Origin of the sequence: Morganella morganii, assembly GCF_019242955.1 — a bacterium.
GTDB classification, from domain to species: Bacteria; Pseudomonadota; Gammaproteobacteria; order Enterobacterales; family Enterobacteriaceae; genus Morganella; species Morganella sibonii.
Genome location: NZ_CP066129.1, coordinates 3,365,139 through 3,389,871 on the forward strand (window position 1 = coordinate 3,365,139; position 24,733 = coordinate 3,389,871).

Genomic DNA, 24,733 nt, shown 5'->3' on the forward strand with positions numbered 1-24,733 from the left:
GTTACTCTCCCCGCGGATCGCCGTTCCGGTTTTTCTTCTGCTGACGCCCCAGCTCACGGACAGCCATCACACTGACACCGGCCACCAGACCAACCACGCCGCCAAGCAGACCGATAGCGCCGCCCGATACCGAACCGCCCTCTTTCAGATCCACATCCGGTTTTTCGGCGCGTGGTGTCTGGTTCTGCACGCCCGCAAGCTGATGAATGCCTTTATGAAAGCCGACACCGGCCTCATTACAGCCATAGCAGGGATGCCCGATCGCCACCGGCCACACACCGCCGACATCACAGAACTGCAATGTGGAGCAGTTACCGTACGTTTCCGGTCCTTTGCAGCCGAGATGATAGAGGCACCAGCCCTCACGGTGTCCGTGATCACCAAACGCTTTGGCAAAACGTCCTGCGTCAAAGTGAGCGCGGCGTTCACAGTGTTCGTGGATCAGACGACCGTACGCAAACAGCGGCCGGTTTTTGTTATCCAGTCCCGGCGCTTTGCCGTAAGTAATGATATGCGCCACGGTGGCCAGAAAGTTATGCGGGTTAGGCGGGCAGCCCGGAATATTAATCACGGTCTTGCCCGGCAGAACCGTTTCCAGCGATGCCGCACCGGTCGGGTTATCACCGGCAGCCGCCACTCCGCCCCATGCGGCGCAGGAACCGATAGCAATAATCGCGGCGGCACCCTCCGCCGCACGACGGATATGATCCGCAATCGGCTCACCGGCGATCATGCAGTAAATACCGTCATCCTTCAGCGGTACAGAGCCGTCCACCACCAGCACATATTTGCCTTTGTATTTCTCAATCGCATTGTGCTTGTTGGCTTCCGCCTGATGACCGAATGCCGCCGAGAGTACCTCGTGGTACTCCAGTGAGATCATATCAAGGATGAGATTTTCGATGGTCGGGTGCGTCGCCCGGAGCAGGGACTCAGTGCAACCGGTACACTCCTGTGCAGATATCCAGATAACGGGGGGACAATCCTTACGGCTGACGGACGCCGCGATTTCGGCAGATGCATTTGCACTGAGACCCATGGTGGCCGCTAAGGCCGCGCAGAGTTTCAGAAAGCTTCGCCGGTCAATACCCTCAGAAGTCATATCAGAAGTAATTAACGTATTATCGTCGATCATTCTCTGTAATTCCGTTGTGTTAATTTAATATTAACATAATACGATTATTATTAAATTACTGAGACACGGAACATAATTAATAAACAAAAAGATAATAACAAAAATATTATTTTACAGATAATGAGAATTTTTTCTATTTTTAACATTTAATCTATTTATCGGTTTTATTAATTTATATCAATTTAAAATATAACTCACCGACAACCTGCAATAAGAATACCGGAATTTTCCACTGCGGTCAGGAAAAAAGACAACATTTACCATCTGCATTTTACTGGCTTATCAGATACAACCCCGGGTGTTTTCAGAATTAACTGAGCCAACAAAAATAATAAATTTCACACCCCCTTGTTGTTAAAAACAAAAATGAAATACATTCTCATCCGGTATTATTTAATCGGTTAAGCACAAATAAATACCGTTTTTAATAAAATTACCTGCCTATTTGTCACATAAAAATCAATTACTATAATATGGTAAATTATTCATTTTGATTTAAATCAATTAACATTAAGTTTCTTATTTTCCTTCCGGAATAAATCAAATCCAACGAACCAGCTGCTATCACCACATAAAGGAGTTAAAATAGTGAATAACACCAGAAAATTCATAATAAGACGATTATCCCTGTAAAACAGTCAACTATTTATACGTAGGCGGACAATTTATATTCTGTTTATTATTCGTTTTAATAGTGATGATCACCTGAAACAATCATTTCATTTTCATCCTTCTTACTCTTTTTTGTGCAAAAAAGCAGCATCGCAGACATTCTTAAATTTCCCGAAATCCCCTGCATTGACTCACCTTATCTAAAATTCTAGGATCACGTTATTCTCTTTCCGCCCCCGCATAAATTTTTTTTCTTTTATTTATTAAATAAATAACACGAATTTTGACGTCTTATTACAAAATCACCACGGGCAAAAAAATGAAACTCAATAAACTCTCCTTTCTGATACTTTCCGCAATGGGGATATCGTATACCTCTGCCGGTTATGCTGTAACACCTGAGCCGATTCCTGAATTTACCTTCAGCGATGAATCAACGCGTATTAATGACATTAAAAAAAGTGGTAACTATACCAATGCGGATGCTGATGTACTGGCGGACGTCAGTGCAGGATCCGGATTCACTATTGCAGGTTATAAATACCTGACCGGAATAGATATCAATTACTCAGCAGCTCAAAAGCCGAATGTTATATTTAAGGATGACACCCACCTGATCGGCACAACTATCGGGCACTCAACGACTCATCTGGGCGATTCATTCAGACAAACCCCTTTTGATAACAGCAGTGTTATCGGTATTACGCTGAAAGGCATTGATGCGAAACACATCGCTAACCTGCAAATGTCTAACGGTACAACATCCTACAACACCACCGTGGATGCCTTTGGTGTGATGGAGTTACGCACAGCCTCTGACACCAAACAGCGGGTATCGGCTTATAATACCCGTGTAAATAAAGACGGTAAGCTGACTATCGGCTATAACGCTTATGCTGAAAATACCCTGATCGATGGCGGTGAGCTGTACATTCCTGTCAGTAATCCGGATGCAGAAACCCAAAGTACCATTATTCAGAATGGCGGTACCTATACACAGGACAGCGGCACCGCCACCAATAACTATATTACCGGTACAGGAAGCTATCACGCGGTTTCCGGGCTGGCACTGAATAACTATATCTATGACGGCGGCTATCAGTCTGTCTATGTCAATGACCGTACCGGCGCCAAAAACACCACAATCTATGCAGGCGGTACACAGCGGGTACGCTCCGGGACGGTTGAGGATACCGTGGTGTATGGTCAGCAACTGGTGACAAACCACAGCGGGGACTGGGAAAACGGTCAGTGGGTTGAGAGCAGCAATCCTGATGCAAAATGGGGTGATGATCCGACCGCTGTTAATACACGGGTTATGGCAGGCGGCGTTCAGAATGTCGGACTGAACGGTAAAGCCTCTGATACCACGATTTATAAAGACGGGCTTCAGCTTACCGGCAAATATGCAGAAGCGGCCACCACTCTGGTTGACGGCGGTATCCAGCATGTTCTGGCTTACGGCGGCACAGAAGGCACCACCATCCGCAACGGCGGACAAACCATCCTCGATTACGGTGCTTACTCCTTCTATAACCTGGATGTGGAAGACGGCTCTCTGGTGATGGAAGGCGGGGATCAGCATCCGTGGCTCGGCAACTTCGGCAAAGGCTCGTATGCTCAGAACGTGAATCTGGCCGGTGATAATGCGTATCTCTATATCCGCCATAACGGTGATACCAGTGAATCCGTTGTCACTATCGATAACCTGGTGAACAACGGTGTCGCCGTCTTCGATGAGCCCGGCAGCAGCAATACCGGCCGTAACAGCCAGCTCAGTATCAAAGAACTCTCCGGTAACGGCCTGTTTGTGATGAATACCAGCCTGGCGGACGGCAGCGGGGATTTCCTCAGTGTCTCGGATAAAACAGACGGTAAGTTTGGTGTCCGTGTGATGGATTCCGGTAAAGCGCTGGTCAGTAATACCACCGACCCGGATCGCTATCATCTGATCCACGCCGCAGGCAGTCAGAACGATACCTTTACCATGACCAATAAGGGTGTGGATCTCGGGGCGTATAAATATTATCTGGTACAGGATAAAGATTCAGCTGATGAATGGTATCTGTCACCCACCAAAGAGACTCCGCCGGTAGACCCTGTAGATCCGGTTGACCCCGTTGACCCTGTAGACCCGGTGGATCCGGTTGACCCCGTTAATCCCGTGGATCCAAAACCTGAGCCCAAACCAGAACCTGAACTGCCGGACCTCTCTGAGCCAAGTAAAACCGCAATGATGATTGCCAACGCCCTGCCGCAGATCTGGCGGAGTGAACTGAGCACACTGCGCGCCCGTCTCGGTGAGCTGCGCAATAACCCGCAGGTGAACCTCGGTGTCTGGTCAAAAGTCACCGGCGGACGTCACAATATCAGTAACAATGAAGTCGCTTACCGTCATGATATCAGCGGGATTGTTGCCGGTGGTGACAAAATGACGGAGCTGGAAAACGGCGATCTCTGGAGCGGGATTGTCGCGGGATATTCTCACTCCTCTCTGAAGATGGATAAAAACGACGGTACCATTAACAGTTACAGCCTCGGGGTTTACACCACCTGGCAGCACAAATCCGGCATCTATGTGGATGGCGTGGTGAAAGCCAACCATTTCCGCAGTGATTATGACGCCAGCTTTAATGAAGGAAAAACTTCCGCCAGCAGTAACACCAACGGTATCGGCTTCTCGGTTGAAACCGGTAAGTATTTCGAAAAAGAGAATTACTTTATTGAGCCGTATGCCATGGTTGCCGCCTTCCGCGGCCAGGGCGCGGATTACCGCTACAGTAATGAGATGAGCATTAAAGCCGATGCCGCCCGGTCATTCAGCGGTGAGCTGGGTGCCACTTTCGGGAAAAATTTTGTTCTGGAAAACGGTGCACAAATCAAACCGTATCTCCGTGTGGCAGTGAATCATGAATTCCTGAAAAACGGGGATGTGGAGCTGAACAAGCAGGGAAAACGGACCAATGATATGTCCGGCACGACCGGGAAGTACGGTATTGGTGTTGATGCAAAACTGAATAATAACTGGGCTGTCTACGGTGAATTCAACTACGCCAACGGCAGTAAACAGGAAACACCGTACAGCGGCTTCCTGGGTGTAAATTACCGGTTCTGATAAAACGGAAAGCAAAACGGCCTGCATATGCAGGCCGGTTTTTATCTGTTATTAACTGATCAGTCCGTGTACCAGAATCACACCGATACAGATAGGTCCCACATAACGCCAGACCAGCAATAAACTCTGACGCTTCAGTCCGGTAATATTTTCCGGAATCAGGGCGTTCGCTTTGCGCGACCAGCCGAAAATCAGGCAGACCGCAATACCGAACAACGGCATCAGGATATTGGATGTCAGGTAATCGAGGATATCAAAAATCGTTTTTCCGCCGAACGTCACATCACTTAACGGCCCGAAAGATAAGGACACCGGAATACCCATCAGCATAATTGACGCGGTCACCACCAGACCCGCCCTGCGGCGTGTCCACTGAAAACGCATCTGAACATAAGCCACAATATGCTCCAGCAGGGAGATAGCGGATGTCAGAGCCGCCATCAGCAACAGCACAAAGAACGTCACCGCCAGCACCGCGCCGCCCGGCAAATGGGCAAAATACACCGGCATGGTCATAAAGGTCAGACCCGGACCCGCATTCGCTTCCAGACCCGCAGCCGATAATGCCGGGAAAATCATCAGACCGGCCAGCACACACACCATACAGGAGAGGATCACCACCCACATACTGGAATTGGCAATACTTTTGTTATCGGTTAAATACGCACTGTACGTAATGTGGATACCCAGCCCGATAGAGAGGGAGAAGAACGCCAGACCCAGCGCATCCAGCACGCCTTTGCCGGTCAGTTTACTGAAATCCGGATACAGGAACATTTTCAGTCCCGCTGATGATCCCGGTAAACTTATCCCGACGATAATCAGCACGATCATAATAATAAACAGTAACGGCATCATCACTTTCACGGATTTTTCCAGCCCGCGCTGAACCCCGGCCAGGACCACAAAACAGGTTATCCCGGCAAACACCAGATGAGCAATCACCGGCCACCACGGGTTACTGATAAAGCGGGTGAAAATGCCGGTCAGCTGGCTGCTGTCGGTAATATTCAGCTCACCGGCAGCGGCCATCACCGTATAACCGATAGTCCAGCCGCCGACCACGCTGTAAAAACTGTAAATACACCAGGAACTGAATACACCGATCACCCCGATCCACGCCCAGTGACGTCCCATCATTTTTTTGAAGGCACTGACGGCTTCGGAACGGGTGCTGCTGCCGAGGATATTTTCAGCCAGTAATACCGCGAGACCGATAATAAAGCTGAATAAGAGGAAAACCACCAGGAAGGCACCACCGCCGTTATTGGCGGCAACATACGAAAATTTCCAGATAGCGCCGATACCGATAGCCGATCCGGCTGCTGCCAGGATATGACCGAAGCGGGATGTCCATTGCTGACTCATACGGCCTCCTGCGGTGTCATCTGAGAGACAGAAGCGGCGGCAGAACAGCAGACCGATCGTGAAATTACGCTGATATTAATCCTTGCGGTAAAACCTGACATCATAGGAACTCTCCCGAAAATAAAACAGTTCCACCAGCAGGTTTATACACACAAAAAAGCCACCTTACTGGTGGCTTATGAAGAAAAACAGATAAACGAAGCCACCTAACTGAGTAGTAGGTTTAGGCTTAGCTGACGGTTCATCATGCAGTTCATCGGTTTACTCTTCTCTGAAAATCGTTAATTTTTGCCTCACTGACAGTGCCGGTACAAGACACTGCCGTGACGCTCTTTTTCTCTTATACCACAAACAGAAAAGAAAAAAACATCCTTTTTTTTATTCTGCACTCATGGTTTTAAGCATTTTTGCAAATGCATCGATGTGGTGACGCTGCGTAACCGGGTTCATAAAGACCGCTTTTTCCCCGGGGATATAGGCAAACCGGTTATGTTCTGCGTAGGCCGAACAGGCGATAGAGTCCACCCAGTTGGTAAACAGACCCGCTTTGCCGCGTTTCAGGAATAATTCGCGGTGCCAGCGGCTGTTACGCACCATCATGTCATAGGCTGTTTTATCCCCGGCACAGGTCAGTTCATGCTCAAACATGGCCTGCGGATCATTCACCAGTTTTGGTGAATAGAGACGGAAACCAACACTCGGCCCCTGATTTTCCGGCGCCATCACACAGGCATTTCCCATAGACAACAGCTGGTTGCGCATGTAGTTCGCATTTTGCAGACAGTGCGCAATGATGGTCTGATAACCTTCAATCCCCAGATAATGTAACCCTGCATACGCACCGAATACGCCGACACCACTGCGGCTGCATTCAATGGTGGATTGCAGGTGAGTCTGCCCTTCCAGCGCATGCTCAAAATAGGTGAAGTTTTCGGGATCATTTTCCAGTGCTTTGAAATCATCACCGTCACGCACCATCACAAGGCTGGAGGTATACGGTACATAACCCCATTTGTGGAAATCGATAGTAATGGAATCCGCATATTTCAGCTGTTTGAATTTAGCCACATTATGGCGCAGACCGGCCAGGGTGGCATCGTTAATCGCCAGCGGGTTAGCGGCAAAATCATAATCAATAAAGAAAATAATCGGCCAGCCGACCGCCGCATCCACATGAATATGCGGTTTTTCGGTGATTTCAAATTCTTCGCACAGACGGTTGCGCAGATCATAAACCTGTTTGATTTCATCCACACCAAAGGTATCTGTTGTCCCCGCAGTCAGCAGGATCACCGGAATCTTACAGTGAACGGTATAGCAGGCGCGGATTTGCTGCTCCAGATCTGCAAGATCAATAGTATTATCCGATGCAACACGGATACGGATTGTTTTATTGGTAATATCCACCCCTAACAGGGACAGGTTAGTCATATTGGAGTAGTGACCGCCCTGCGAGTTGATGATCCGGAAATCCTGATCAACGGACATACCAAGGTGTTTTGACTGCTTCAGTGATTTTCGTATCCCGAACAGATAGCCGTACAGGTTGCACATTGTCCCGCCCTGGGTGAACAGGCCTGAGGCTTTGTCCGCATCATAACCAATCAGATTGGCGACTTTCCGGATAACGGTTTTTTCCATGTTATCCGCCACACCGGAGTACTCGCAGTACACCATATTCGGGTTACCCAGTAATCCCAGCATCGAACCATAAACCGCCGGGTCTGACGGCATAGCGATAACGTTTTCCACCGCCAGCGGGTTTTCCCAGTTTTTACACAGCGCGGAAGCAAACACCAGCAAATTATCCTGCCCTTCCCCCGGACGGATCACGTTCTGACGCACATGAGATTCACCGGCCAGCTGAGCAAAAAGATCCTTACCCTGCGGGTAGCGGTTTATCTGCTGTATATCGGCTTCGGTAGTCTGACGAAACTGAGTAATCGCCTGAATTTGCGGATGATTAAAAATCGGCCATTTACCGGGGTCCCGGCTGAAGAAATCACTGATGACGTTTTGGTATTTAACGTCGAAATCTTTATTTAACGCATTCGCGGACGCGAGCGTGATAAGTTCTGACTGATTCACAATGAGCTCCAAAATAGTAAATTACACTGAGGTAATGTCATTATTTTGCGCTAAAATCATTGCTATTTAAATGATTGCCTAACTATAAATCGTAGTAACAAATACATGATAAAATAAACAAAATCAATTAATTATAAAAATAACCATCATTTTTGAATCACTAAATTTTTTTGAAAAATGACGCAGCGATCACAAATTTTTACTCTATAAAACAAATAAAAACCAGTTTTTAAATTTACTCAATATGCAAATATCCAGTTTTTTATTCCGGAAAATAATGCAAAATACAATTTATTAACAACGCCGAGGTAATAGCAAATGACTAATTGTTTAATTTTATTACTCAATCAGATTCTGCTGTTATTTTCCTTCTGCTGAAAAATTACGGCTATTTTGCTGTTTTTTGCGTTTTCCGTAGTCGTTCACTTCTCCCGCCAAATAAAATACTGCCGGATAATAAAAACACCCTGAATATAACTAATGAATGCTGACGAACGGTTTTCTGTCCGTGGCATGAAATACATCGATAACAGATTGATTTTAAATATTAATATTATTTTCATATAATTAATTGGCTATTGTTTCGCCGGTTGTTGTGATTTTGTGACTGCTGGTTTTCTCCCTGAAATCCTTACATTTAGCTAAGCCCGCGGTCAGGCGATAAGCTTTCTTTAATTTTTATCTTTATTCTGCCGTTAAACTGAGTGGATTGTTTCAATGTGTAATAATTTCATTTATCAAAGGCACCACTATGTCCGGCCTCCAATTATTTAAACAACTACTCACCAAAGAATGCTGTCCCGGTATGCACTGGGATTCCGCCCGTAACCGCTTTAAATTCGCGGCACGCAGCCTGTTTATGCCGCTGTCCACCGTGAAATACCTGTCCGGCCTGACAGATACTGCCTGCTGTGACGCGATTCTGAAAAAGCAGCCACTGCTGCCGACCAAATTACAGCGTCCGTATCTGAGTATTAATTTTCACCGGAAAAACAAATCAGCGGCGATTTGTGACCACTACCGGATCACCAAAGCCGTTCTGCCGCCGGAAATATTCAGCCAAATCTACAGTAATGAGCGTTTTTATCTCTGCCCGGTTGAAGGAAAAGAGGGTCTTTGCCACCTCTGGCTGGATGTGCAGGATGCTTTTAACAAAGAGGGTGAACTAACGCTGGAGATGCGGGATGACGCCGGTGAGATCCTGGCCCGCAGTGCATTTACCCTGCTGAACCTGGATGAAAAGCGGACGCTGTTTATCGGCGCACTCCAGGGCGGTGTCAGTGAGCAGGCTCACGGTGCTATCCGCGCGGCCACCAAAAACTGCCACGGCGTATTCCCCAAACGTATTCTGACGGAAGTAATGTGTCTTATCGCGTCACTGTTTCAGTGTCAGCAAATTATTGCTTCCAGCAACGAGACGCATATTTACCGCAGCCGCCGCTACCGCCATAAAAAACTGACACAATGGGTGGCCGATTATAATGCGTTCTGGGAATCTGTCGGCGGCACCGCCAATCCGCAGCAGGAATATATATTACCGCTGACTCTGCCGCGTAAGCCTGTTGATGAAATAGCCAGTAAAAAACGCGCCGAATACCGGCGCCGTTATCAGTTACTGGATGATGTGGCACAAAGCGTCAGTGAACGCCTGCAACTGCCGCAGACGGAAAATAAAACAGATGTTCAACATCATATTATTTAAGAAAAGTCGTTCATTTACAGCAGGTTTGACCGGTAATTGACATTTCATTACAGAACTTATTGATTTTCCGTAAAATATAATCTGCAAAAGACTGAATTTAATCTTAATATTGTTTCAGGGAACCGGAAAAAATTCACTGTCTCCGCTACCTCTAATTTGCTAAAGTGGCCGGATTTACCGATGTATATATCAGGGGTTCCGGCTATATCCGCAAAAATGCCCCATAACATGAAATAAGCTTACTTCAGATCCGGGAATAATTGATGGAAACAATGCAGCAACTTTTTTTTGCCCTCTGGCACCAGGACTATGAAACCCTGTCAAACCCGTCCCTGCTGTGGGCGATTTACATTATGCTGTTTGCCATTCTCTTCCTGGAAAACGGCCTGCTTCCTGCTGCATTTTTACCCGGTGACAGTCTCCTGATTCTTGTCGGGGTTCTGATTGCCAAAGATACGCTGGATTTCCCGACAACCCTGATTGTTCTCACCGCCGGTGCCAGTCTCGGCTGCTGGGTGGGGTATCTTCAGGGGCGCTGGCTCAGTAATACCAAAGTTGTAAAGGGCTGGCTGTCTCATCTGCCGCCGCATTATCATCAGCGGGCGCACAGTTTATTTCACCGCCACGGCCTTGCGGCACTGTTAGTCGGCCGTTTTCTGGCCTTTGTCCGTACTCTGCTGCCGATGCTGGCAGGGATAGCCGGCCTGAATTCCCGCCGTTTTCAGTTTTTCAACTGGCTGAGCGGCTTCCTGTGGGTCGGTATTTTAACCTCCCTTGGTTACTGCCTCGGTATCAGCCCGATTTTCCGCAAATATGAGCATCATCTGATGAATATTCTGATGCTTATCCCGGTCGTTCTGCTGGTCTGCGGTCTGATCGCCAGCCTGTGGGTGGTGTGGAAACGCAAGCGGACAAAACCGGCTGACGATACTCACGCACAATAACTTCTCAGACTATTTTTCCGGCCGGTGCAATTACAGCAGCCGGCCGGGACACTTTCTCTTCCTGCCCGCCATTTCAGCGTCATTTCCTCTGAATTCCGCCACCTGCACCCGTAATGTGCGGAAAGATACCGGAAAATAAACTATAATTTACCTTTAATCACCGGTAAAAAGCAGTTACTTTAACTTGTTACGGTATAACCACCACGAGGAGTTCCTATGTCACATCATACAAATGAAGATTTACGTGCAGAACTGAAATCATTAGCTGACACCCTGGAATCTGTGCTGAACACAGCAGAAAGCAAATCCAAAGAAGAAGTGGATTCGCTGAAGAAAAAAGCACAGGCCGCGCTGGAAAACTCCCGTTCCCGCCTGGCGGAAGGTAAAGAGCAGGTTGTGCAGCAGACAAAAGAAATCGCCGGAAAAGCCGATAATTATGTACGGGAAAATCCGTGGACCGGTATCGGTATCGGTGCGGCTGTCGGTGTGGTGTTAGGCGTTTTACTGGCCCGCCGCTGAGTTATGGCAGATCAGGAGCGTCCGCAGGGGCCCGGTAAAGGGCTCCTCGATACACTGACACGTATCGCCGCCATTGTGATCAGTATGGCTGAAACCCGGCTCAGGCTTGTTGCCACCGAGCTGGAAGAAGAGAAGTCTACTCTGATCCAATTGATTCTGCTGGCCGGTACGGCCCTTCTGCTGACCGCGTTCGGGCTGATGAGCCTGATGATTCTGGTCATGTGGGCGGTTGATCCTGTGTACCGTCTGACTGCGATGATTATCATGACCGCTGTTCTGCTCGGCGGAGCGCTGATTTTTGCGCTGTGGGCCGTCCGTAAAGCCCGCCGTTCATCACTGCTCGGGGCGACCCGCGAACAGCTGGCTATCGACAGGCAGCAGCTGGAAAGAAAAAAGCAGGAACAGGATCATGAATAAACACCGCCGTGCTGAGCGCGCCCGCAACAAACAAACGCTGATTGACACCATCGCTGCCCAGCGCAGCGATTTATCACAGGCCGCTGATCAGTGGCTGAAAAAAACCGAATCGTTCGATCGCACATGGCAGACATTATCACAGTTGCGCCCGCTGGTTGTTGCCGGCGTCAGTCTGATTTCTGTTTTATCTGTCCGTCACCCGAAAAAGCTCGTACGCTGGGGGCAGCGCGCCCTTGGGCTGTGGGGCGTTTTCCGCACACTTCAGAATAGTTTTCCCCGTAATAAGCAGCATTGATCCCGCCGGGTACCCGAATTCAAAATTTTTGACGTTGTTTATGAAGAATTCTTGCTAACAATCTTTCTCATTCGCCTTTACTATTATCTCAACGAAACAGATTGGCATATCGTGCCATTCAGACAAAAGAATATGTGACTCAGTCTTCATATTTACTACTCAGTATTGTTGAGCTAATAAGGATCTCACAATGAACAACTACGCTATTTTAGTCGCACGTATCATGATGCCTGTCTTATTTATTGTGGCCGGATACGGCAAACTGGGAGATGCTTATGCAGGAACTCAGCAATATATGCTGGCAATGGGTGTTCCGGGGGCATTACTGCCGTTAACCATTCTGCTGGAACTGGGTGGCGGTCTGGCTGTCCTGTTCGGTTTCTTAACCCGGACAACCGCAATTTTCACCTTTGGTTTTACCGCACTGACCGCCCTGCTGTTCCACAGTAATTTTGCGGAAGGTGCCAACCAGTTAATGTTTATGAAAAACTTTACCATTGCAGGCGGTTATCTGCTGCTGGCTGTAACCGGCCCGGGTAAATTCAGTATCGATTATTTACTGAAAAAGAAATGGTAATATCATTCAGGCAAAGCCACACAGCAATATAATAATAATTTTATTAAACATCCGCTCCGGCGGATGTTTCTTTTTGTGTTTCCTGTTCTGTTACTCTGGGTTTCATCCTGCCGTCGCGGGTAAAAAATGTCAGGTCTGACAGCGGTTTATTAAATAAGAATTCATAATCCATCGGCCCGCCACGAATATCAGAAAATCCTTTTGTCTGATAAGCGATACACGGATACAAACCAAACCAGTTATCTTTTTCCATCAGGTCATGCCAGATAACATCAATACTTTTTGATTCATCCGGTTCGCCGTTTGCAGTAATCAGGTGAACTGATTTCTCAAAGACATGCATCATTTTTTCCGCATAACCACGATTAACAATATAAGTGTTGGCACAAAAGGCATATTTCAGACTGAGTAAACAGTTTTCCGGTTCGTGTTCAAAAGCACTGAAATAATTTCCGCCCAATAATGCGACATCCCACTCTCTTTTATGAAGCGCGGATAAAAAGAGATTAGCCTGCCGGATATGTTCATCATCACAATAAAAATCACTGTCATCCTCGATAACCAATACCGGCCCCCAGCCATTTTCAGCGATCATCTTCATCACCGCTGCATGAGAAAGCGCACATCCCAGAAATCCCGGAGTCTTTTCAATAGCATCGAAGCGGATAATTTTGCGGTAAGGAATTTCTATTTTCTCCAGAACACCGAGAATATCGTCATCACGGTCAGGTCTGGATTTCAGGTTAATATAAATCACTTTTTCAATAAAGCCATGATCGAATGCAAAATCCGCATCCGACATAAACCGCTTCAGATCCACGTTGCCTCCTGCAAATACACTGATAAACGCCGGTTAATATCCGGTAAAGGGTAACGGATGAATAGTTTCCGTCAATCGCTGTTGTTCCTATTATCAATATACGTATTTTACGGCAAATACCGCAACAAGCCTCCGGCACAAAAAAATACCCGCCATAGATAACAGAGCGGGTATCAGATAATAATTCAGGGATATCAGCGTTTTATTTTCCGCTGAATAATTTCGGAATTTCCCGCAGACACCAGGCTTTGGCTTCCCCCATGCTGTCGCGGCGCCACGCCATAATAACATTGGTTTCGTGACTGTATTCAGAGCCGATCACTTTCAGGCGGCCTTCCAGGATATCTTTTTCCACCAGCGGGTACGGCATACTCGCCACTCCCAGCCCCGCCAGCAGAGCACGCCGTTTATCATCAATGGAACTGACCGTCAGGCGCTGCTGTTTATCCAGCAGTAATACCGTGAGTACCGGCCGTTCACGGGCGGTATCCGCCACGGCAATTCCGCGGTATTTCACACGGGTGGTATCGGATAATGGTTCAGGCTCTTTGTGGATCGGATGATCAGGCGCTGCCACGTATACGTTCACCACGGAATAAAGCGGGCGGGAGTTGATTTCAGAGGAGGTACGGAAATGCATATCCGGCGCAATCACAATATCAGCACGTCCGGTTTCCAGCCGTTCCCAGGCACCGGCAAGCACTTCAGTGGCCAGTGTCAGCTGAGTGGTGGATTTCTGCGCCAGTTTATCCACCAGCGGGAACAGAGAGGCCGTCGGGATCAGTGCTTCACAGACAATCGTCAGATGCGGCTCCCAGCCTCTTGCCAGCGCTTCCGCATCACTGGTCAGTTTATCCGCCGCTTCCAGCAGCAAGCGGCCGCGTTCCAGCAGCATCCGCCCGACATTGGTGAATTTTGTCCGGTGACCCGAGCGGTCAAACAGAACAACATCCAGCTCTTCTTCCAGTTTCTGCATGGTATAGCTCAGTGCGGACGGTACACGTCCCAGTTCTTCCGCCGCCGCCGCGAAGCTCCCGCGGCGGTCGATGGCATCCATCACGCGCAATGATTCCAGCGTTAACGCTTTGTCTTTACTCATCATTATCTCAGTCAGAAATTTTGAATGTCGCCACCAGATTAACTGGCTAACAATTCAGCGTCCAGCCCTTTATTATTTCACTATGTTTAACAACAGGCAGACCATTATGATTATACACAGAACCGCCGGACAGGCCGGGTCCGCCGACTATGGCTGGTTACAGGCGAAATACGCATTCTCTTTCGGGCATTACTTTGACCCTGCATTTCTGGGGTACGGCCCGCTGAAAGCACTGAATCAGGAAGTGCTGGCTCCCGGTGCCGGTTTCCAGCCCAAATCCTATCCCGATGTGGATATTGTAAACCTGATCCTCAGAGGGAAGCACGATATTCATGATAATGACGGACTTTATCTGGAGAGCAGGCAGGATGAATGTCTGTTTTTCTCGCCGCGTAAAGATATCAGCTACACGGAAACCAATCCCTGTGAGCAGTCACCGCTGACCCGGATTCAGATCTGGCTGAAAGCCGCACGCGGCAGCCTGCGCGGCAGTTCACAAAAACTGGTGCTGACACAACAACCGGCGCAGCTGATTGCCTCACCGGACGGTGAAAACGGCAGTATTGATTTGCAGCAGGGCGTGAGAATTTCTCATCTGATGCTCTCCGCCGGAGAATCCCTGACACTGCCGCTGTACGGCAAGCGGGCTTTTTATCAGTCGGTTCACGGCACCGTGACGGCGGATGACGGGCAAAAACAGGGGGTAATTGAGTGCGGGGACGGCGCGTTTATTCAGGAAAGCCGGGAAGTGACCTTTCAGGCAAAAACGCCGTGCCGGGCACTGCTTATCGATATTCTGACCTGATATACCGCTCTGAAATGAAACAACCCCGCGTCAGACGCGGGGTTGTGATAGTGAGGAGTCAGCCGTTAAGCCGGGTTCTGTCGTGGACAATCATTCCTCTGGGCCAGCACTCACGCACTGGCTCAAGCAGCCTACCCGGGTTCAGTGCGGGCCGCACCATGTGAACCCCTATTTGGCCTTGCTCCGGGTGGAGTTTACCGTGCCACGGACTGTTACCAGCCGCGCGGTGCGCTCTTACCGCACCCTTTCACCCTTACCTGTGCCCTTGCGGGCCATCGGCGGTTTGCTCTCTGTTGCACTGGTCGTAGGCTCGCGCCTCCCAGACGTTATCTGGCACCCTGCCCTGCGGAGCCCGGACTTTCCTCCCCTTTACCCGTCTCCCGAAGGGACAACGATAAAGCAGCGATTGCCTGGCTGACTCCGCTGCGGATTATAAGCAGCTTTCCCGCGGATGTACAGAATAACTCCGCCCCGGAAGACCGGATGGCGGGAAATGCATCACTCTGCGGCGGAATTCCCGTCCAGAGTGTAACGGTAAAGGGCGTTTTTCTTCACGCCGTATAACTCGGCCACTACCGCAGCCGCTTTTTTCGGCGGCAGTTCTTTCTGCACAATCGCCAGCGCACGCAGAATTTCCGGGCTGAATTCCTCATCCTGAACCGGTTTTGCACCCTCCGCAATCAGCACCATCTCCCCTTTGCGGCGGTTTTCGTCTTCCAGAACCCAGGCCAGCAGTTCCCCGACCGGTTTCCCCTGAATCGACTCCCAGGTTTTGGTCAGTTCCCGCGCCAGAACCACATAGCGATCTTCACCCCAGACGGTGACCATATCGGCCAGTGTATCCAGAACCCGGTGCGTGGATTCATAGAAAATCAGGGTCCGCGGCTCATCGGCCAGCGCCCGCAGTGTATCCTGACGGCTTTTGCTTTTGGCCGGCAGAAACCCTTCGTAACAAAAACGGTCAGACGGCAGACCGGCCGCACTGAGCGCCGTGACGGCGGCACAGGCACCGGGCAGCGGGATCACGGTAATCCCCGCATCACGGGCACGCCGGACCAGATGGTAGCCGGGATCGTTAATTAAAGGTGTACCTGCATCGGACACTAATGCGATACTGACCCCGGACTGTAATTTGGTAATTAATTGATCTGCTTTATACTGTTCATTATGATCATGCAGCGCAAACAGCCGGTTATTAATACCGAAGTGAGAAAGTAACAAGCCGGTATGCCGGGTATCTTCCGCTGCAATCAGATCGACATTCGTCAGCACGTCGAGAGCGCGTGCTGTGATGTCATTCAGATTACCGATCGGTGTCGGCACAACATAAAGTGTCGCTGCCGCAACCACAGCTTGATTAGGTTGATTCATTGTTTCGTCCAGATGATCACATTAGAATTGAGCTTTCAGAAAACTATAACCGGGTACAGTATGTTTTCCTTAACTTTATCGCGTTACCGCAGACAATTACTTTGTGCCGCACTCTTTTCCGCACTGATGATCTCAGGATGTACACTCAATAATCAGCATGCGGGCACAGCCGGCAAAGGCCAGCCGGAAACACTGGTTCAGCAATATCAGAAGGTGATTGATGCGGCCGCCGGAAAACCGTCTGCGGACGCTATCCGTGCTTACATCGCTCAGGAGCCGCTGCTCTCTGATCCGGATGCACATCAGCAGAATATTGATGAAACCTGGCTGATGCTAACACGTTTTACCCCTGAAGAGCGCAATAACATTCAGGTTAACGCTGATGAGAGCGTATTACAGGGCTGGATTGACCTGCTGATTCTGTATCAGAACAACCAGCAGGATCTGAAAGCACTTTCCGCCGCCCTCGGCGACTGGCAAATCCGCTATCCGGATAACCCGGCGGCCAAATCCCTGCCCCAGGATCTTGTCCAGACCCTGAGCAGTACCTATGGTCAGACCGGTAAAAACGCCCGTGTGGCGCTGTTCCTGCCGCTGAGTGGTCAGGCGAAACTGATGGGTGATGCTATCCGTCAGGGCTTTACCGATGCACAGAACGGCGCGGTATACAGCACCGGTTACCCGGCGGCTGATATTTCCGCCTCACCGCAGGACGATACCGGCCCGGTTCCGGTACAGACCACCCTCAGCCCGGCAGATCCGGATAAAGACATCACCACCCCGGATACGGTCAACGGCGCACCGTCAAATGACAGCAGCACTGACGGCATGACCGCCGCAAGCCCGGTCACAGCCCCTCAGGCACGGCCGTACAGCGCTGAATCCCGCACAGTCACCGATGTGAAAGTCTACGATACCGACAGCAAGCCGCTGGCAACTCTGCTGGCACAGGCACAGGCTGACGGTATGGATCTGATTGTCGGACCGCTGCTCAAAGGGGATGTGGCGACGCTGGCCGCTGCCAATACGCCGCTGAACATTCTGGCGCTCAATGAATTAGATACACCAATTGCCCGTCCTAATGTGTGCTACTTCTCGCTTTCACCGGAAGATGAAGCCCGCAACGCTGCGCAGTTTATCCGTCAGGATAATAAAACCGCGCCGCTGGTACTGACACCGGACAACAACTTCGGCCGCCGGATCGCACAAAGCTTTGCCGATGAGTGGCAGAAAAACGGCGGCGGTGTGGTGCTTCACCAGACTTTCTCCGGCAATCCGGGCAGCTCACTGTCACTGACCGGCGTACCGGTGCAGCCATCTGCTCCGCAGGTATCGCAGCCTGAAAATGCGCTGATACAACCGGAAGGTTCTGTAACGCAGCCGCAGCCAGTCAGCGGCGGTGTGGATTCCGTCTATATTATCGCGACCTCTGATCAGCTGATTTATATTAAACCGACGCTGGAGTTCGCCACCAGTGCCCGCGGACGCCCGGCGTTTTATGCCAGCTCACGCAGCAATAAGGCAGGCACAGGCAAAGATTTTCAGTTTGAGATGGAAGGACTGAAACTGACGGACATTCCGCTGATTGCGGGCGGAAATCCGCAGTTACTGAATCAGGCCGCCGGAAAATTCGGCAATGACTATACCCGTGTCCGCCTCTATGCGATGGGGATGGACGCATGGCGTCTGGCGAATCAGTTCGGCGATATGCAGCGGCATACTCTGCGTATGAATGGTGCCAGCGGTGATATCACTGTCACTGATAACTGCACCGTTTACCGTCATCTGCCGTGGCTGGTCTTTAAGCAGGGGAATCTCACCCCGCTGAATGCCGCGAACTAAGCTTTGTCTGATTTTTAAAGGTGACAGGATGTCACCTTTGTTTCCTTTGGCATAATTAACATACAGGGACATGTATTTATGCTTACATGGCTGACAGGCCGCCGTCATGAACAGTTTGCCCGGCGCTGGCTGGAACAGCAGGGACTGACATTTGTTGCACGGAATGTCCGTTTCCGCCGGGGCGAAATCGATTTAATTATGCGGGATCACGGTACCTGGGTATTTACCGAAGTCCGTTACCGCCGTAATGCACACTATGGCAGCGCAGCAGAAAGCGTCACCAGAGCCAAGCAGCGCCGCTTACTTTATGCGGCTTCCTGCTGGTTATCTCAGCAGCAACTGAGTATGCTGACCTGTGACTGCCGTTTTGACATTTGTGCAATAACCGGTGACCATATCGACTGGCTGAAAAATGCCTTTGGTCACACCGATTTTTGTTAATACAGCCATCCGTTGCTGATAGCAGGACTTAACGTGTTAGACAGAATTAAACAGTGTTTTACTGAAAGTATTCAGACGCAGATTGCAGCCGCAGAAGCACTGCCGGATGCCATTTCCCGGGCAGCTCTGATGATGGTTCAGTCGTTACTTAACGGCAATAAAATCCTCTGCTGCGGGAACGGAGGATCAGCGGCAACAGCCTCGCGCTTCGCCACCAGTATGATCCACCGGTTTGAAACCGAACGCCCGAGCCTGCCGGCACTGGCACTGAACACCGATAATGTGGTGATGACCGCTATCGCCGCCAACCGGCAGCAGGATGAAATTTATGCCAAGCAGGTCCGCGCCATCGGCCAGACCGGTGATGTGCTGCTGGCAATATCCACCCACGGCAACAGCCGCAATATCATCAAAGCGGTTGAGGCAGCGGTAACCCGCGATATGACCATTGTGGCCCTGACCGGCTACGACGGCGGGGAGCTGGCCGGTCTGCTGGGTCCGCGTGATGCGGAAATCCGCGTACCGTCGCAGCACAGTGTCCGCATACAGGAAGTACATATGCTGACGGTGAATTGTTTATGTGATTTAATCGACAATACCCTTTTCCCCCACCAGGAAGACTAAGGAGATATTATGAGAATTGTGCCAGTGGCAGCACTTATCTGCAGCGCACTACTGTTACAGGGATGTATCGGTGCAGCACTTGTCGGGTCTGCGGCTGTGGCAACCAAAGCCGCCACAGACCCCCGTTCTGTCGGCACACAGGTCGATGACGGTACACTCGAAGCACGTGTCAGCGGCCAGCTCAATAAGGATAAAGATATCAAACAGCAGCGGATTGTTCCGGTGGCTTATCAGGGAAAAGTTCTGCTGATTGGTCAGTCAGCGGATCTCTCTCTGGCACGGCGGGCAAAAGAGATTGCCGCTAAAGTGGATGGTACTGAACTGGTGTATAACGAAGTACGTCAGGGCGAGCCGATTGATTTGGGTACCGCATCGAAAGATGCCTGGATCACCACCAAAGTCCGTTCCAAACTGCTGACCAGTGATGCGGTAAAATCCGCCAATATCAAAGTGATCACTGAAAACGGCGAGATTTTCCTGTTAGGGGTGGTTACCCGCCAGGAAGGGGCAGCGGCGGCAAAAGTTGCCAGTGAAACGGATGGTGCCAAAAAAGTCACCACAGCCTTTACCTGGCTGAATTAATTCCGCCTGCTTTCGGAAACCGATAAGAAACCTGACTTAATGTCAGGTTTTTTTATGGCCTTTCAGGCAGCCCGGTATCCGCTCATCCGCCCGGATAGTGGATAAAATTCAGTATATATCAATAAATAATAAATCATCAGTATAATATAGCGAAAAACACGGGCGATACTCATAATCATAATTACTTATGATTTTTATAAAAACAAATCAATAAGATAAATTCATTATACCCGGATTAATTATCATCCAGGTTATTTTTCTTCAGGAACTCTGTCCCCCCCAGTAACTGCATCTGATGCAGTATCCATTGCTGGCGCTGACGAAGATACGCCGAGGGTTTATCCGCATGCAGGCGGTGAGGATTCGGCAGCACAGCAGCCAGTAATGCAGCTTCCGCAGCCGTCAGATTTTTGGCGCTTTTACCGAAAAAGTGCTGTGCCGCCGCTTCCGCACCGAAAATGCCCGGCCCGAATTCCGCAATATTAAGATAGACCGTCAGAATACGTGACTTTGACCAGACCAGCTCAACACCGGGCGTCAGCAGCGTTTCCAGCCCTTTACGCACCCAGCTGCGCCCGTCCCACAGGAACAGATTCTTAACCGTCTGCTGGGTCAGTGTGGAGGCCCCGCGTGCGGTACGGCCTTTCTTACTGCTTTTTGAGAGCGCATCGGAGATAGCGCCGAAATCAAAACCATGATGAACAGGGAAATTCTGATCCTCGGACGCAATCACCGCCAGCTTCATCCGCGGTGAAATATCGTCTCCGCTGACCCATGTACTGCGGGCGACATAAGAAAAATTGAATGTTGACCATGCCGAAAGCTGTCTTTCCAGCATTACCATGGAATAAGGAACAGGGAGGAATGCGAACAAAATTATCATTGTTACCCATAACAACATAACAAAAACAACTATTTTCCGCAGAAATCGCAATATCCTCCCCATCATTTCCCTCATTCTTTATCAGGCCATTTCAAGTACTTTCTTCACCAGTTTATCAATTCCGATCTGCGCCTGTGCAATATTCTCAGCCAGCATATAAGCAGGGGTCGTCACGATTTTATGCGTTTCATCTACGACGATATTATCCACTGTGCAGTTGACATGCACCCCGCCCATTTCCGCAATTGCTGCCGCCGTATCAGAATCATTACCAATCGTAAGCTGAACTGATGAATTAACGATTTTCGGGATCATTACCGGTGCAATGCATATAAATCCCATCGGTTTGCCCTGAGACAACATTTCACGTGATAATGATAAAAAATACTTATTGATCTCACAAGCAGCACCTTTCTCTGCAAAATCACACAGATTTTTTGCCGCACCAAAACCGCCCGGAACAATCAGCGCATCCAGCTGTGATGCATCCGCTTCTGACAGCGGACGGATTTGCCCGCGGGAAATCCGCGCCGACTCTTCCAGTATATTGCGTTTCTCTGATTTTTCCTCACCGGAAAGGTGATTGATAACAGTGCGTTGAGGTTCATCAGGCGCAAAAAAAATACACCTGTGCACCGGATTGGGTTAAACTGAGCAGCGAAAGAACGGATTCATGGATTTCACTGCCGTCGAAAACACCGCATCCGCTTAAAACGATACCAACAGATTTCATATCTGACTCCTTTTGTAGTAGGTTAATGCTTAACCCTTTAGAGGTGCAAACACCAATCTTCATCACAGTTTTTAATGAATCTTGTAACAAAAATACTTATCTTTGCTATGTTGAAGCCTGTATGATGTAAGAGCCTATTTCATCACTCGCCTAAATAACGATAAATAGTTGTCGCGGGTGAACCAGTTTCCCTGGTGTTGGCGCAGTATTCGCGCACCCCAACCTCGGTTGGGGTTATTTTTTACCTGCGGTTTGCCAGCCAGTTTCTTAAAATCCCCACCTGACTTTCCCAATCGTGATTCAGTTCATCGACCCATTCCTGCACGTTGTCATCCCATGCCGGTAAATCCGGTGACTGAATCTGCTGCGCAACCTGCCGCAGATGGATAAGCCCGACAGACCCGGCCGCACCTTTGATTTTGTGTCCTTCTTCCGCGATACCTTTGCGATCTTTTGCCACCATATTGGAATTCAGGATCGCCAGATAGCCCGGCATCATTTTTTCAAACACATCCAGGCTGTCTTCAATCAGTTTCGGTCCCACCAGTTCGATATACTGATTCAGCATCTCCAGATCCAGTGACTGCGTATACACGTCCTCAGACGCCGCTCTGCTGTTTTCCTCCGCAGGCAATGACTCACTGCCATCACCCCAGAATTTCGCTATCATCTGCGTCAGAGCGCCCACAGCGAGCGGTTTGCTCAGCACATCATTCATGCCGGCGTCCAGATACTCTTTTTTATCCTTCAGTACGTTGGCGGTCAGTGCCACCAGCGGCGGCAAATCATCCGGCTGATAGCGCTGATGCAGCTCACGGGCGATATCCAGCCCGCTCATATCCGGCAGCTGAATATCCAGCAGCACAAGGTCGTATTCTTCCGGCGAGAACATCGCAAGCGCATCACGGCCGTTCATCGCGACATCCACCGTATTACCCAGTTTTTCCAGAACAGAACGCGCCACCACCACATTCAGCTCAATATCCTCCACCAGCAGGATATTCAGGGCAGGCAGCAGCAGGCCGTCATCTTCTTCCTCTTCCGGTGCATCCTGCGCAGGCGCGCAGACCGACAGCGTGAAGCAGGAGCCTTTACCCGGCTCACTGGTTACAACAATATCGCCGCCCATCGCCTGTGCCAGACGGCGGGAGACCGCCAGACCGATACCGGTGCCGGTGGCCGGGCGCCCGCCCGCACTGTCTGTCACCTGGTAATACATGGCAAAGATTTTCTCCAGCTCATCTTTCGGAATTCCGATACCGGAGTCCCGTACCTCAAAGCAGAGCATATCGTTGGCTTCACGCCACACTTTCACCGTAATACCGCCTTCACGGGTAAATTTCACGCCGTTGCCGATAAGATTCCACAGAATCTGGCGCAGGCGGGTGCCGTCAGTCATAATCACCGACGGTACCGGCTGGATCAGATCGAGGGTAAATTGCAGTCCCTTCGGCTGCACCAGCAGGCCGGACAGGTTTTCCAGATCAGAGATAAATTCGGTGAAATTAACCGGCTGGGTATCGAGGCGGACATTGCGCCGCTCCAGTTTATCCATCTCAATGACGTCGTTGAAGATATTGCCGAGCGTTACGGCGCTGACGTGAATGGTTTTCAGGTAATTTTCCTGTTCCGGATTGAGATCGGTATCCAGCAGAATACGACTCAGCCCGACAATTCCGTTCAGCGGCGTGCGCAGTTCATGGCTGATGGTGGAGATAAAGGTGGTTTTCTCACGGCTGGCGTTTTCAATCGCCTCCTGATAGCGCTTACGCTCGGTGATATCCCGGCCGAAGCCCATCAGACCGTGACGTTTGCCGACACTGTCATAAAACGGCACTTTACGCAGTTCAAAGCAGGCTTTGCGCCCGTCCGGGTATACCAGCCACTGCTCATAGGTGAGAGAGACATTATGGCGGAATACTTTTTCGTCGGTTTCCATTACCTTATCGGCAATTTCCGGCTCATAAATATCACGCGGGGTCAGGCCGCGCAGCAGTTTTTCACTGCGGCCGGTGAGCAGCTCCATCGCGCGGTTACAACCGGAAAATTCATTTTTTTCATTGCGGTAATAGACCAGATCCGGTGATGCATCGAGGAAGGAGCGCAGCAGGACAGATTGCTGCTCAAATTCAAGCTGGGTTTGTTCGCGGCGGCTGATCTCTTTCTTCAGTTTTTCCAGCAGAATGACCTGCTCACCCTCCACTTTCTCGCGCTCGCTGATTTCCTGATTCAGCTGGGTAATATTCTCTTTCAGCTGTTCGTTGAGCTCCAGGTCCCGTTTACGCATCACTTCCAGTTTACTGACCAGTCCGGACAGACGCTGGCGGGATTCTTCCAGCTGCTCAACCACAACAGACATAAAATAGACCGCCCACGGCGTGATCAGCAGACCGAAGAAAACGGAACGGACCAGGTCGATACTCTGCACTTCCCCCTGAAGCAGCATGGTGACAGCAATCTGTACCACCATCGCCAGCACCACCAGTCCCGATGCCAGTAATAACGAAAACCGGACCAGTCCCAGTTTCATCAGTAAATCAACATAATATTGTGCTAAACCGCGTAGCAATTTCATACCTGCTCCACCCGCTGAATAAGGGTTAGTATCATAACGTAAATTTGGCGGATCACCGCGTTTCCGGCGATGATTGTTTCCTGCACTCATCATAGCGGATTAATTAAAAAATCAAATTAACCGGAGCTATATGTATCCTCTGCCGGATAATATGGCCGGATAACACCCCGTTGCTGTTTTTTTATC

At 49.8% G+C, this 24,733-nt stretch carries 20 protein-coding genes, 1 other RNA gene and 1 pseudogene; 12 read left to right on the forward strand and 10 right to left on the reverse strand.

Annotated elements, in window-relative coordinates:
* Position 1: 1 nt before the first annotated feature.
* Positions 2-1,135 carry a hydrogenase 2 small subunit gene (hybO, locus tag JC793_RS15865; protein WP_182105284.1) on the reverse strand — a complete coding sequence of 378 codons (1,134 nt, stop codon included), beginning with the start codon at positions 1,133-1,135 and terminating at the stop codon, positions 2-4.
* 931 nt (positions 1,136-2,066) lie between these two features.
* Between hybO and JC793_RS15870 the strand changes: the two genes are divergently transcribed.
* A complete protein-coding gene (locus JC793_RS15870) occupies positions 2,067-4,862 on the forward strand; it encodes an autotransporter outer membrane beta-barrel domain-containing protein (protein WP_218426641.1) in 2,796 nt (931 codons plus the stop codon).
* Between the two features lie 51 nt (positions 4,863-4,913).
* On the opposite strand, the gene JC793_RS15875 is transcribed toward JC793_RS15870, so the two are convergent.
* Positions 4,914-6,230, reverse strand: a complete 1,317-nt coding sequence (locus JC793_RS15875) for a sodium-dependent transporter (protein WP_166708519.1) — start codon at positions 6,228-6,230, stop codon at positions 4,914-4,916.
* A gap of 378 nt (positions 6,231-6,608) precedes the next feature.
* A complete protein-coding gene (locus JC793_RS15880; RefSeq protein ID WP_218426643.1) occupies positions 6,609-8,318 on the reverse strand; it encodes a pyridoxal phosphate-dependent decarboxylase family protein in 1,710 nt (569 codons plus the stop codon).
* A 751-nt stretch (positions 8,319-9,069) separates the two neighbouring features.
* On the opposite strand from JC793_RS15880, the gene JC793_RS15885 reads away from it, so the two are divergent.
* The 6 genes from JC793_RS15885 (at position 9,070) to JC793_RS15910 (ending at position 12,772) form a co-directional block, all read left to right on the forward strand.
* Positions 9,070-10,020: a VirK/YbjX family protein gene (locus JC793_RS15885; protein WP_218426645.1), complete on the forward strand. Its 951-nt coding sequence runs from the start codon at positions 9,070-9,072 to the stop codon at positions 10,018-10,020.
* 263 nt (positions 10,021-10,283) lie between these two features.
* Positions 10,284-10,964, forward strand: coding sequence for a DedA family protein (locus tag JC793_RS15890; protein ID WP_046892970.1), 681 nt, complete (start codon positions 10,284-10,286; stop codon positions 10,962-10,964).
* Positions 10,965-11,180: 216 nt separating this feature from the next.
* Positions 11,181-11,483 (forward strand): ElaB/YgaM/YqjD family protein, encoded by a 303-nt coding sequence (locus JC793_RS15895; protein ID WP_046892971.1) that lies wholly within the window; start codon positions 11,181-11,183, stop codon positions 11,481-11,483.
* A gap of 3 nt (positions 11,484-11,486) precedes the next feature.
* Entirely contained in the window at positions 11,487-11,900 is a 414-nt protein-coding gene (locus JC793_RS15900; RefSeq protein ID WP_166708522.1) for a phage holin family protein, read from the forward strand.
* On the forward strand, positions 11,893-12,195 hold the full coding sequence (locus tag JC793_RS15905; protein WP_166708523.1) for a YqjK-like family protein: 303 nt from the start codon (positions 11,893-11,895) through the stop codon (positions 12,193-12,195). Before JC793_RS15900 ends, JC793_RS15905 begins: the two co-directional genes overlap by 8 nt.
* Before the next feature lie 190 nt (positions 12,196-12,385).
* Complete coding sequence (locus JC793_RS15910) at positions 12,386-12,772, forward strand: DoxX family protein (RefSeq protein WP_166708524.1); 387 nt, start codon at positions 12,386-12,388, stop codon at positions 12,770-12,772.
* Positions 12,773-12,815: 43 nt separating this feature from the next.
* On the opposite strand, the gene JC793_RS15915 is transcribed toward JC793_RS15910, so the two are convergent.
* Together JC793_RS15915 and JC793_RS15920 are read right to left on the reverse strand one after the other, a co-directional pair.
* Positions 12,816-13,592 (reverse strand): glycosyltransferase family 25 protein, encoded by a 777-nt coding sequence (locus JC793_RS15915; protein ID WP_218426647.1) that lies wholly within the window; start codon positions 13,590-13,592, stop codon positions 12,816-12,818.
* 202 nt (positions 13,593-13,794) lie between these two features.
* The gene (locus JC793_RS15920; protein WP_046892975.1) at positions 13,795-14,691 is read right to left on the reverse strand and encodes a LysR family transcriptional regulator; all 897 of its coding nucleotides are present in this window, start codon (positions 14,689-14,691) and stop codon (positions 13,795-13,797) included.
* 106 nt (positions 14,692-14,797) lie between these two features.
* On the opposite strand from JC793_RS15920, the gene JC793_RS15925 reads away from it, so the two are divergent.
* Positions 14,798-15,496 (forward strand): pirin family protein, encoded by a 699-nt coding sequence (locus tag JC793_RS15925; protein WP_218426649.1) that lies wholly within the window; start codon positions 14,798-14,800, stop codon positions 15,494-15,496.
* Between the two features lie 50 nt (positions 15,497-15,546).
* On the opposite strand, the gene rnpB is transcribed toward JC793_RS15925, so the two are convergent.
* Both rnpB and rsmI read right to left on the reverse strand, forming a co-directional pair.
* Positions 15,547-15,918, reverse strand: an RNA gene (gene rnpB / locus JC793_RS15930) — RNase P RNA component class A.
* A 76-nt stretch (positions 15,919-15,994) separates the two neighbouring features.
* Complete coding sequence (gene rsmI / locus JC793_RS15935; RefSeq protein WP_046892977.1) at positions 15,995-16,867, reverse strand: 16S rRNA (cytidine(1402)-2'-O)-methyltransferase; 873 nt, start codon at positions 16,865-16,867, stop codon at positions 15,995-15,997.
* A gap of 60 nt (positions 16,868-16,927) precedes the next feature.
* Here rsmI and JC793_RS15940 point away from each other — a divergent pair, with 60 nt between their 5' ends.
* The 4 genes from JC793_RS15940 (at position 16,928) to dolP (ending at position 20,356) form a co-directional block, all read left to right on the forward strand.
* Positions 16,928-18,709, forward strand: a complete 1,782-nt coding sequence (locus tag JC793_RS15940; protein WP_218426651.1) for a penicillin-binding protein activator — start codon at positions 16,928-16,930, stop codon at positions 18,707-18,709.
* A gap of 78 nt (positions 18,710-18,787) precedes the next feature.
* The gene (locus JC793_RS15945) at positions 18,788-19,150 is read left to right on the forward strand and encodes a YraN family protein (RefSeq protein ID WP_218426653.1); all 363 of its coding nucleotides are present in this window, start codon (positions 18,788-18,790) and stop codon (positions 19,148-19,150) included.
* A gap of 33 nt (positions 19,151-19,183) precedes the next feature.
* The gene (gene diaA / locus JC793_RS15950; RefSeq protein WP_025151814.1) at positions 19,184-19,774 is read left to right on the forward strand and encodes a DnaA initiator-associating protein DiaA; all 591 of its coding nucleotides are present in this window, start codon (positions 19,184-19,186) and stop codon (positions 19,772-19,774) included.
* 9 nt (positions 19,775-19,783) lie between these two features.
* On the forward strand, positions 19,784-20,356 hold the full coding sequence (gene dolP, locus JC793_RS15955) for a division/outer membrane stress-associated lipid-binding lipoprotein (RefSeq protein ID WP_046892981.1): 573 nt from the start codon (positions 19,784-19,786) through the stop codon (positions 20,354-20,356).
* A gap of 235 nt (positions 20,357-20,591) precedes the next feature.
* Here dolP and mtgA read toward each other — a convergent pair whose 3' ends face one another.
* The 3 genes and pseudogenes from mtgA to arcB all read right to left on the reverse strand — a co-directional run bounded on the left by mtgA (position 20,592) and on the right by arcB (position 24,640).
* Positions 20,592-21,257, reverse strand: coding sequence for a monofunctional biosynthetic peptidoglycan transglycosylase (gene mtgA, locus JC793_RS15960; protein ID WP_405469248.1), 666 nt, complete (start codon positions 21,255-21,257; stop codon positions 20,592-20,594).
* 63 nt (positions 21,258-21,320) lie between these two features.
* Positions 21,321-21,972, reverse strand: a pseudogene (gene elbB / locus JC793_RS15965) (isoprenoid biosynthesis glyoxalase ElbB).
* Positions 21,973-22,213: 241 nt separating this feature from the next.
* The gene (arcB, locus tag JC793_RS15970; protein WP_431739820.1) at positions 22,214-24,640 is read right to left on the reverse strand and encodes an aerobic respiration two-component sensor histidine kinase ArcB; all 2,427 of its coding nucleotides are present in this window, start codon (positions 24,638-24,640) and stop codon (positions 22,214-22,216) included.
* Between the last annotated feature and the right edge of the window lie 93 nt (positions 24,641-24,733).